Genomic DNA, 10,573 nt, shown 5'->3' on the forward strand with positions numbered 1-10,573 from the left:
TTATTATGGTCGGGTAGTAATGCCCAGCACACTGGCTTCGGGGGCACTGCCGTTAACCAGCGCCTGGGTTGGGCCGTCGTAGTAAATACGGCCATCGACAATGAGCAATGTCCGATCGGCGATGCGGGCGGCATCATCCAAATTGTGTGACACCATCAGTAATGTCAGTTGCCGATGGGTACAGACGTGATCGACCAATTGCAGCATCTCATTGCGCAACGCAGGGTCGAGCGCGGAAAATGGCTCATCCAGTAGCAGGATTGGCTGACTACGCACTAAACAGCGTGCCAATGCTGCCCGCTGACGTTGGCCGCCGGAAAGTTGTGCGGGTAACCTCTCAAGGCAATCTTCCAGTCCAACCTGCTGGGCAATCTGGCGTAACAGTAACTTTTGCTCATGGCTGAGTTTCAACCCCGGATGTAAACCCAACCCGATATTCTGTGCGACGGTCAAGTGTGAGAACAGATTGTTCTCCTGAAACAGCATCGATACTGGCCGCTCGGCGGGGGCTGTTGCCGTATTATCCTGATTATTCAGTAGTATACGTCCACTGGCGGGGGCGAGAAAACCAGCAATCAGGCTTAACAGGGTACTTTTGCCAGCACCACTTGGGCCAAGAATCGCCACCCGCTCACCGGGCTGAATATGCAAATCGAAACGCATCGGTAAGTGGTCATACAAATAGGTGATTTTCTCAAGCTTTAACATGGCGGCTCGGCAGTCGTTCAATAAGAGTAAACAGCAAGAAACAGAGTAACAACAGCAGTAGGGCGGTAACTGCACCGTCGTTGCTGCGATAAGAACCTATCTGCTGGTAAAGGTAAAACGGCAGCGTGCGGAAGTGCTCATTGCCAAACAGTGCCACCACACCAAAATCACCAATCGATAGCACACAGGCAAAGGCAAGTGCTTGAGCCAGCGGGCGTTTTAGTGCCCTTAATTCAATCAGGCGCACACGGTGCCAGCCACGAATATCCAGTGATAAACACAGCGGCGTGTAGCGTTCAGCCAGATCCCGCATTGGGTTATCCAACACTTTTAGTGCGTAGGGCACAGCCATCAGTGCGTTGGTGAGGATAACCAGCCCGTAAGGGGATTGTGGCAAGCCAAAGGTATCGTTGAGCAATAAAAAGAAGCCGGTCGCCAGGACAATGCCCGGCATCGCCAGAATCACCATACCACTGACTTCCAGTGCCTGCCCACAGGCCATCCGTTGGCGCAGTTTCAGTTCACGGCTGCTCCACAACAACATCATCGTGAGTGTCACGCACAGCAACCCCGCCCCGATAGCGATAGTCAATGAGGTAAAGAAGGCTTGCCATAGCGCAGTTTGTTGTAGCACCGTCACCATAGTTTGATTACTGCCATCAATCACTACCGCTAGCAATGGCGGCACCATCAATAGCAAAGCAGTACCAATTAACAGGGTGTCGCTGATGCGAGACCAATAGCTATCCTGCTGACTACGCCAAATTTGACCGTGAGTATTACCTACTGCCAATACTGTGTTTAACCGCAGGCTTAGCACCACTAAACCCAGACAGCAACCCAGTTGGATTAGCGCCAATAAGGCCGCACGCCCCAGATCGTAGTCATAACTGAGTGCCTGATAGATGGCCAGCTCGATAGTGGTGGCTTGCGGCCCGCCACCCAGTGACAGCACGGTGGCAAAACTGGCAAAACAGAGCATAAAAATCAACGCCGCGGTTGGCAGGATTTGGCGGCGCAGATAGGGCCATTCAACCCAGCGCAAGTGCTGCCAGCCATTCATCCCCAGTTGTGCGGCTAACTGGCGTTGTTCAACCGCGATGCTGTCCAGTGACTGCAATAGCAAGCGAGTCGCCAGTGGCATATTGAAGAAGATATGTGCCAGCAAAATGCCCTGTAAACCATAAGGTGAGAAGCGGTAATCAACCCCCAGCCAGCTAAACAGGGCTGCCAGCCAACCCTGACGGCCATAAACCGTCAGAATACCAAACAGCGCCACTAACACCGGTAGCACCAGTGTCATGGCGCATAAACGCAACATCAGTTGTCGGCCGGGAAAGCGGCGGCGATACAGGGCTCGTGCTAAGAAAATGGCAGGGATGACTGACAGCAGGGCGGATAAGAATGCCTGCCAAAAGGTAAAGCGGATCACATGCCACAGATAGCGGTCATGCCAGATACTGTGCCAGTCTGCCGCAGGCGCGTGACGCCAGATAGCGGTGAACGCCAGTAAGGCGACACCGACTATCAGTAAGGCCGCCAGTAGCCCTGGCCACAACCATGGAGGGATCAGTGGCTGACGGCGGATTGCCATGCCTGAATCCATTTGCCGCGATTATCTGCCACATCTTTAGCATCAAATTGCAACGCTTTTTGTGGCACGGTAAGGGTTTCAAACCCAGCCGGCAAATCCATTTTAATCACCGGATACATCCAATTACCGGTGGGAATATGGTCCTGGAATGCTGGCGTCACAATAAATTGCATAAAGCGCTGTGCCAGTTGCGGCTGTTTGCTCGAGGCAACTAAGCCTGCGACTTCGACTTGCAGATAGTGGCCTTCGCTGAAATTAGCCGCTGCATAGTTGCTTTTCTTCTCTTCAATCAGATGATAAGCCGGAGAAGTGGTATAGCTCAGCACCAAATCCCCTTCACCTTTCAGGAACAAGCCATAAGCTTCGCTCCAACCCTTGGTAACGGTGACGGTTTTTTTCGCCAGTTGCTGCCATGCCTGTGGCGCTTTATCACCATACACTTTCTGCATCCACAGCATCAGACCAAGGCCCGGGGTACTGGTGCGCGGGTCTTGATAAATCACTTTCCACGGCTCTTTGCTATCAACTAATTCTTGCAACCTCTTCGGCGGATTTTTCAGTTTGTCTTTGTTATACACAAAGGCGAAATAGCCATAATCGTACGGGACGAAAGTCTTATTCTGCCACTTCTCCGGGAGAGTAAGGTTCGCGGTATCCACCTGACTTGGTGCGAATAATCCAGTTTGTTCTGCCGCCTGCACCAGATTATTATCCAATCCTAAAATCACGTCAGCCTGACTGTTTTTACCTTCCATCCGCAGGCGATTCAGTAATGAAACACCGTCTTCCAGCGCCACAAATTTAAGCTGGCAATCACACTCGGCTTCAAAGGCTTTTTTAATCGCAGGCCCTGGACCCCAGTCGGCGGCAAAGGAGTCATAGGTGTAAACCGTCAGTGTCGGTTTATCGGCGGCCACCGCAGCGGCAGATAGCAAAAACAAGCAGGGAATAATGCGTTTAAACACTTTGCACTCCTTAACAATAAAGGTGGCAAAGGTATCTGAGGCGGTAAATAACAGCGATATCATGATAATGCAGCGTTATTTTTCTCAAATCCCTCCGCCGGTGTTAGCCGGATCAGGTTCGACGGGTTTGCTCTCAGCGAAAAACTTGCTGCGGTTAGGTTGATCCGGTGTTGGGCAGTACTCGAAATCCTCACGTACTACTTGTACGCTCCGGTTTCTGCGTGCTGTCCGCCTCCGACTGAACCTACCTCGCGACGTTTTTGTTTCATTGTTAATGGAACGAACCAGCATGAATTCTGGACACGACCACAACAGTTTTTCCGCACCCCGTTGAGACAACGCCATTGTAGAGACTAATCTGGGCGGATGAAAGCAGGTTAGCCCTCTGGTGGTGTAAACCAGGCCGATTTGAAATCAAACCAGCCGAGCGTGTTCATGCGCACCCCGCGCATACTGTGCTGCCCATATAATTCTAACCAATGATGGAACAGTGGGTGGAATTGATTCTGGCTAACCAACCGTTGGCTCCAATCCGCCATCGGCAGGGTATTATTTCGCCATAATTCAACATCCTGATGCAGTTTTTCATCCAAACAATGTTGTAGTAGCGGCAGTTCGTACAGGGTGGCAAACAGGGAGAACTCCAGTGGCAGATAGAAATTCGCGCTGCCAAGCCAGATATCACTCTGTGCATCGCCCTGATACCAACTGACATAATCCAACACTTGTATCACCAGTGTGACGCCGTGTGCCGCCAACAATGTGGTTAATGTTTGGCTGATGGCGTCAAACTCGGAATGCTCGCTGTAAAATGTCAGCGTCAATTCGGTCAGCCCTACGGGCTTTGGCTCAAGGGTGGTTAGTCGGTTGTGATGCCAGCGGGGCAGCATGCCGTAGGCCGGTGACCAGTAGCGTTGATAGAAAGGATCTGCATGGCTGAGCAGGGCGACCGGTGTTATCAACTCACACAACCAGCGGCGGATCTCTGGGTTACTGGTCTGAGGCGATCGCTGATCAAACAGTAAAAAATAGCAGCCTTCCTCCAGCCGACTTTCCAGCTCGTTTTTACTGGTATCGTCAGCCTGCAATTGCACACCGGAATAAACCAGCTCCTCAGACAACTCAGGTAGCACCCAGATATTGACCTCATCAATCAGTGCGCGGAAACCAAAATAGTTATCAAAAGCCTGTATCTTCAACTGATTATGGTGATTTCTAATCACCGAGTAGGGGCCGGTACCAATAGGATGGCGGCGGAAGTCGGGTTGATTCTCCCACTCTTGCGGCAAAATCATGGCGTGAACACTACCCAACAACCATGGCAACCAGTGATCCGGGCAACTTAGATGGATATCAATCACATAGGGCGTTGGTGAGCGCACGGCGGTGATATGAGAGAACAAGGGCTGTGGAATCAGCCGGGTCAGGCTGCTGATGACATCATCCATTTCCAGTTCACGGCCATGGTGAAAATGGATGGCAGGGCGCAAATAAAAACGCCAATGCAACGGGCTGATAGCTTGCCAGTGATGGGATAAATCCGGTTCTAGTTCCCCATTTTCCTCATTTATGCGTGTCAGGCCATTAAAAATCTGCCGCACTATATGCGTTTCGGAGCGGCGCAGCGCGGTACCGGGCAGCAGGTTTTGTAGCGGGCGATAATAGAGCACCCGTAGGATGTGTTTCCCTTGGCGGAAACTGCGCCCCAACTGGGATAGCAGCATTTGGCGCACTGCTTTTTTATCCCCTACCAACTGCACTAACTGATCGATATGGTCCTGTTCCAGCAGCTCTTCGGCCCGCTGTTGTTGCAGTGCCAACCCGGAGTAGAGGAAGGCCAGTTGTGAGCGTTTACCGCGACCCGCTTCAGCCTGCCAGCTTAGCCAACCCTCTTGCTGCATGCTGCCCAGCAAGGATCGTACATGGCGGCGTGAACAACTGAGCACGTCTGCCAGCTCCTGCAAGGTGGTTTCCGTCGGCTGGCCATTAAAACGTTGCCAGAGGCGAATAAACTGCTGTTGTAGACGTGAGGCAGACATAAAAGAGGAACTCCACGGCAAATTTCATCAATTTTTCTTTCCCTATATTACGCAGATACTGATTGCCAATGAAAGCGGGTTATCGTGGCAATGCCGCCAACGGGAGGAATAAATGATTTTTAATTTACAGCGTTATTCCACCCATGACGGCCCCGGTATTCGCAGTGTGGTATTCCTGAAAGGCTGTTCGCTGAGTTGCCGTTGGTGCCAAAACCCGGAAAGCCGATCACGTAAAGCGGAGGTGTTATTTGACTCGCGCCTGTGCTTATCAGGTTGTGAGTTGTGCCGACAGACCTGCCCGCAGGCAATAGAGCGCATTGACGATTGCATTGTTATCACGCGCCAACGGCTGGAAGAGGATGACCTTCAGGCACTCACCGTGCGTTGTCCGAGTGGTGCACTGACGGTGTGTGGTAGCCCGATTGATATTGATACCACTATGGCAACACTGTTGCGCGATATGCCGTTTTATCGGCGCAGTGGCGGTGGTGTGACGCTATCCGGTGGTGAGCCATTTATGCAACCCGATGTAGCAGCTGAGTTATTGCAACGCTGTCATCAGCTTGGTATCCACACGGCGGTTGAGTCTTGTCTGCATACGCCGTGGCATTACATCGCGCCCTCTTTGCCGTGGCTGGATCTGATGCTGGCGGATTTAAAGCACACGGATGAAAACCGTTTTCGCCAGTGGACTGGAGGTTCGGCTAAACGGGTGATGGACAACTTTCGTCAGTTAGCGGCTGCGGGCACCAACATCACAGTACGGGTGCCGTTGATCCCAGATTTCAATGCAGATCGCCACTCGATACAAGGGATCGTCGATTTTGCGGCTGATGAGATAGGCGTTAAAGAGATTCACTTTTTGCCTTATCACACGTTGGGTATCAACAAATATTCGCTGCTGGGTGAAGAGTATCGGGCAGCAAGCACACCTTTGGATGCTCCTGAACTGCTTCACTTCGCGGAAAGCTATGCCCGTGATAAAGGCTTGACCGCAATTTTACGAGGATAATGCTATGACCACCCTTGATTTGGTAACGCTAAGTGAACGGACGAAACAGCATAAAAACGCACTGATCCACATTGTGCAACCGCCGGTTTGTACCGAACGAGCGCAGCATTATACCGAGGCTTATCAGCAGCATCAGGACAAACCTCTCCCCGTCAGGCGCGCGCTGGCGCTGGCGCATCATTTACAGCTTCGCACCGTCTGGATCAAAAATGATGAGCTGATTATCGGTAATCAGGCCAGTCAGCTGCGCGCCGCGCCAATTTTCCCTGAATACACCGTGAGTTGGATTGAAAACGAAATTGATGAGCTGGCCGATCGCCCCGGTGCGGGTTTCTCGGTCAGTGCAGCAGATAAAGCGGTATTGCACCGTATCTGCCCGTGGTGGCGCGGCCAAACAGTGCAGGACCGCTGCTACGGCATGTTTACCGATGAGCAAAAAGCGTTATTGACCACCGGCATTATAAAAGCCGAAGGTAATATGACCTCCGGCGATGCGCATTTGGCGGTTAACTTCCCGTTATTGCTGGAGAAAGGACTGGATGGCCTGCGCAGCAAAGTGGCAAGTCGCCGCGAACGGTTACAACTGACGGACTGGAGTGACCTGCATAAAGAGCAATTTCTTAAAGCCATTGATATTTCATTGGCGGCGCTGAGCGAGCATATCGAACGTTATGCGGCGGTTGCGCGGCAAATGGCAGAAGAAGAGAGCCGTGATTGGCGGCGCATTGAGTTACAAACTATCGCCACAAACTGCGAGCTGATTGCTCACCAGCCGCCACAGACCTTCTGGCAAGCCTTGCAGTTGTGCTATTTCATCCAATTGATGCTGCAAATTGAATCTAACGGCCACTCGGTTTCCTTTGGCCGCCTCGACCAATACCTCTATCCGTGGTATCGCCGTGACGTGGAGCTGGAAAATACCCTTAGTCGCGAAAAAGCCATTGAGATGTTGCATAGCTGCTGGCTCAAGTTGTTGGAAGTGAACAAGATCCGTTCCGGTTCGCACTCTAAAGCCTCGGCAGGCAGCCCGTTGTATCAGAATGTCACTATTGGTGGGCAGAAGCTGGTGCAGGGTAAAGCGATTGATGCGGTTAACCCGCTCTCTTATGCGGTGTTGGAGTCTTGCGGCCGTTTACGTTCAACTCAGCCGAATCTCAGCGTGCGCTACCATGCCGGTATCAGTGATGATTTCCTCGATGCCTGTGTGCAGGTCATTCGCTGCGGCTTTGGTATGCCTGCATTTAATAATGATGAAATTGTTATTCCTGAATTTATTAAATTGGGTGTAGAGCCACAGGATGCTTACGATTACGCCGCCATCGGTTGCATTGAAACTGCGGTGGGGGGGAAATGGGGCTATCGCTGTACCGGCATGAGTTTTATTAATTTTGCTCGCGTGATGCTAGCGGCGCTGGAGCAAGGTAAAGATGCGACCTCTGGGCAAGTATTCTTGCCGCAAGAGCAGGGGTTATCGAAGGGTAACTTCACTGATTTCTCACAAGTGATGGCGCAATGGGATCAGCAGATTCGTTACTACACGCGAAAATCCATCGAAATTGAGTGTGTGGTGGACACGGTGTTGGAAGAGAATGCCCACGATATTGTCTGTTCTGCACTGGTGGATGACTGTATTGAGCGCGGTAAAAGTATCAAGCAGGGGGGCGCGCGTTATGACTGGGTTTCCGGCTTGCAGGTGGGCATTGCCAATTTGGGTAATAGTCTGGCAGCGGTACGAAAACTGGTGTTTGAACAACAGCTTATCGGCCAGCAGCAACTGGCAACGGCGTTAACGAATGACTTTGCTGGCCTGAACGGTGAGCAATTACGCCAACATCTGATTAATTCAGCACCGAAATACGGTAATGATGTTGATGATGTAGACCAACTGCTGGTACGCGCTTATCAGACGTATATTGATGAGCTGAAGCAATATCACAATACCCGCTTTGGTCGCGGCCCGATAGGCGGTACCTATTACGCCGGGACGTCCTCTATCTCTGCTAACGTGCCGTTTGGTGCGGCAACGATGGCAACACCGGATGGCCGCAAAGCGCACAGCCCGCTGGCGGAGGGAGCAAGCCCTGCTTCTGGTACTGATCATCTGGGGCCAACTGCGGTGTTTAACTCCCTGTCAAAACTGCCGACAGCCTCTATTCTGGGCGGGGTGCTACTGAATCAAAAACTGAATCCGTCAACTTTGGATAACCCGCGTGATCGCGAAAAGCTGATGATGATGTTGCGTACCTTCTTCGAGGAGTATCTGGGCTGGCATGTGCAGTACAACATTGTATCGCGTGAGACATTGCTTGATGCCAAGCAGCACCCAGACCGCTACCGTGATCTGGTGGTGCGGGTTGCCGGTTACTCGGCATTCTTTACCGCGCTATCGCCAGATGCACAAGACGATATCATCGCCCGAACCGAGCACACTTTGTGAGCTGTCGTAGATGATAATTGATATTGATGTTTGTTAAATGAACCAAGTCTTGCCTTGCTGTGTACCAAAAATTTCTGAGTAATGGTGACTTTCACCAGCCAGTGGGCTTAACAACCTGCTGGCTTTTTTTATCCTGACTCCTTAAGGCTATAGCGTTGTTAGCTGCGTTCACGCACCCGAATCACTTACTTGAGTAAGCTCATCGGGATTTGCTCGCTTGCTGCCTGGCTATAGCCCCAATGACTTTGGATAATATCCTGCCTCCTTGAGGCTGAAACACGGTCAGCCGCATCCATTATTTGGATGTGAAATTTATGCTGCTGGTATACTTTTCTCTATATAAATCTACCCGCTTCTGTAGCATAGCGTTTAATTGTTATTTCTGGCGCTGGAGCCTGGAATGAAATCTGCTTTGACCTTTTCCCGCCGTATTAACCCGGTGTTTCTCGCTTTCTTCGTGGTGGCTTTTCTTTCCGGTATCGCTGGCGCGTTACAGGCACCGACATTAAGCTTGTTCTTAAGCACTGAAGTGAAAGTACGCCCACTGTGGGTGGGATTGTTTTATACCGTCAATGCCATTGCCGGGATTACCGTCAGCTTTGTACTGGCCAAACGATCAGATTTACGTGGTGACCGCCGCAAGCTAATTATGGTCTGCTACTTGATGGCGGTGGGGAACTGCCTGCTATTTGCTTTTAATCGTGACTATCTGACGCTAATCACCGCCGGTGTGTTGCTGGCAGCAGTAGCAAATACCGCCATGCCGCAGATTTTCGCCTTAGCGCGAGAATATGCCGATAGCTCGGCGCGGGAAGTGGTGATGTTTAGCTCGATTATGCGTGCGCAGCTTTCATTGGCTTGGGTTATCGGCCCGCCGCTGTCGTTTATGTTAGCGCTGAATTATGGCTTTACGTTGATGTTCAGTATCGCCGCCGGTATTTTTGTCCTCAGCGCGCTGGTGGTGTGGTTTATTTTGCCCTCGGTGCAGCGAGCAGAGCCGGTAGTAGATGCGCCAGCGGTGGTGCAGGGCAGTTTGTTTGCCGATAAAGACGTTTTGTTGCTGTTTATTGCTTCAATGCTGATGTGGACCTGCAACACCATGTACATCATTGATATGCCTCTGTATATTACAGCAAACTTGGGGTTGCCTGAGCGGTTGGCTGGTCTGTTGATGGGGACTGCTGCCGGGTTGGAAATCCCTATTATGCTGCTGGCGGGTTACTCGGTCAGGCGTTTTGGTAAGCGCAAAATTATGCTGTTTGCGGTGCTGGCGGGTGTGCTGTTTTATACCGGATTGGTGTTATTCAAATTCAAAACTGCACTGATGCTATTGCAGATTTTTAATGCCATTTTTATTGGTATTGTCGCCGGGATTGGCATGCTCTATTTTCAGGATTTAATGCCAGGCAGAGCCGGAGCAGCAACCACGCTGTTTACCAATAGCATTTCCACTGGGGTGATTCTGGCTGGGGTTCTGCAAGGGGTATTGACCGAAACCTGGGGCCATAATTCGGTATATGTGGTGGCGATGGGATTAGCTATTCTGGCGTTAATCATCTGTGCACGGGTGAGAGAGGCATAGCGCCCGGTAGGGCGCTAAGGGTAATGACCAACCTATTTGGCAGCAATATTCCCCCAGCCTGAAGTGAGCAGGGGGAGAGTGGCAGTCGCGCTTTATTCGACCGGTTTTAATCGCGCAACAAAGTGGCGCAGAACCGGGGGTTCGTAGGTATCCTTGGAACTTGAAGCCGCAGCTAACGTCTCTGCAACGCCAATTATTTTGGGTATTTTTATTATTAATATTTAAGATGCAGTCAT

General features: G+C 51.3%; 7 protein-coding genes and 1 riboswitch. Of the genes, 3 read left to right on the forward strand and 4 right to left on the reverse strand.

All coding sequences use genetic code 11. The annotated features are described in order from the left end of the window. Positions 1 to 3: 3 nt before the first annotated feature. The 4 genes from thiQ to sgrR form a co-directional block, all read right to left on the reverse strand. On the reverse strand, positions 4 to 708 hold the full coding sequence (gene thiQ / locus V1952_RS05045) for a thiamine ABC transporter ATP-binding protein ThiQ (protein WP_420074407.1): 705 nt from the start codon (positions 706 to 708) through the stop codon (positions 4 to 6). Next, positions 695 to 2,302, reverse strand: coding sequence for a thiamine/thiamine pyrophosphate ABC transporter permease ThiP (gene thiP / locus V1952_RS05050; protein WP_420074408.1), 1,608 nt, complete (start codon positions 2,300 to 2,302; stop codon positions 695 to 697). The genes thiQ and thiP overlap by 14 nt, the downstream gene beginning before the upstream one ends. Next, positions 2,278 to 3,267 (reverse strand): thiamine ABC transporter substrate binding subunit, encoded by a 990-nt coding sequence (thiB, locus tag V1952_RS05055; RefSeq protein ID WP_420074409.1) that lies wholly within the window; start codon positions 3,265 to 3,267, stop codon positions 2,278 to 2,280. The genes thiP and thiB overlap by 25 nt, the downstream gene beginning before the upstream one ends. 72 nt (positions 3,268 to 3,339) lie before the next feature. Further along, a riboswitch (TPP riboswitch) is annotated at positions 3,340 to 3,431 on the reverse strand. Between the two features lie 213 nt (positions 3,432 to 3,644). Then, entirely contained in the window at positions 3,645 to 5,306 is a 1,662-nt protein-coding gene (gene sgrR / locus V1952_RS05060; RefSeq protein ID WP_420074410.1) for an HTH-type transcriptional regulator SgrR, read from the reverse strand. A gap of 112 nt (positions 5,307 to 5,418) precedes the next feature. Here sgrR and V1952_RS05065 point away from each other — a divergent pair, with 112 nt between their 5' ends. From V1952_RS05065 to V1952_RS05075, 3 genes are all read left to right on the forward strand, one after another. Next, on the forward strand, positions 5,419 to 6,318 hold the full coding sequence (locus V1952_RS05065) for a glycyl-radical enzyme activating protein (protein ID WP_420074411.1): 900 nt from the start codon (positions 5,419 to 5,421) through the stop codon (positions 6,316 to 6,318). Positions 6,319 to 6,322: 4 nt separating this feature from the next. Next, entirely contained in the window at positions 6,323 to 8,755 is a 2,433-nt protein-coding gene (locus tag V1952_RS05070; RefSeq protein ID WP_420074412.1) for a formate C-acetyltransferase/glycerol dehydratase family glycyl radical enzyme, read from the forward strand. Between the two features lie 400 nt (positions 8,756 to 9,155). Then, positions 9,156 to 10,337, forward strand: coding sequence for a sugar efflux transporter (locus V1952_RS05075; protein WP_372557994.1), 1,182 nt, complete (start codon positions 9,156 to 9,158; stop codon positions 10,335 to 10,337). Positions 10,338 to 10,573: the final 236 nt, after the last annotated feature.

This window comes from Yersinia sp. 2542 StPb PI, assembly GCF_048593855.1.
In the GTDB taxonomy this organism is placed as follows: domain Bacteria; phylum Pseudomonadota; class Gammaproteobacteria; order Enterobacterales; family Enterobacteriaceae; genus Yersinia; species Yersinia enterocolitica_E.

Bases quoted from the DNA above. Each gene is read 5' to 3' on its own strand.
- thiQ (WP_420074407.1), bottom strand. From the start codon at position 708: ATGTTAAAGCTTGAGAAAATCACCTATTTGTATGACCACTTACCGATG.
- thiP (WP_420074408.1), bottom strand. From the start codon at position 2,302: ATGGCAATCCGCCGTCAGCCACTGATCCCTCCATGGTTGTGGCCAGGG.
- V1952_RS05075 (WP_372557994.1), top strand. From the start codon at position 9,156: ATGAAATCTGCTTTGACCTTTTCCCGCCGTATTAACCCGGTGTTTCTC.
- V1952_RS05070 (WP_420074412.1), top strand. From the start codon at position 6,323: ATGACCACCCTTGATTTGGTAACGCTAAGTGAACGGACGAAACAGCAT.
- sgrR (WP_420074410.1), bottom strand. From the start codon at position 5,306: ATGTCTGCCTCACGTCTACAACAGCAGTTTATTCGCCTCTGGCAACGT.
- V1952_RS05065 (WP_420074411.1), top strand. From the start codon at position 5,419: ATGATTTTTAATTTACAGCGTTATTCCACCCATGACGGCCCCGGTATT.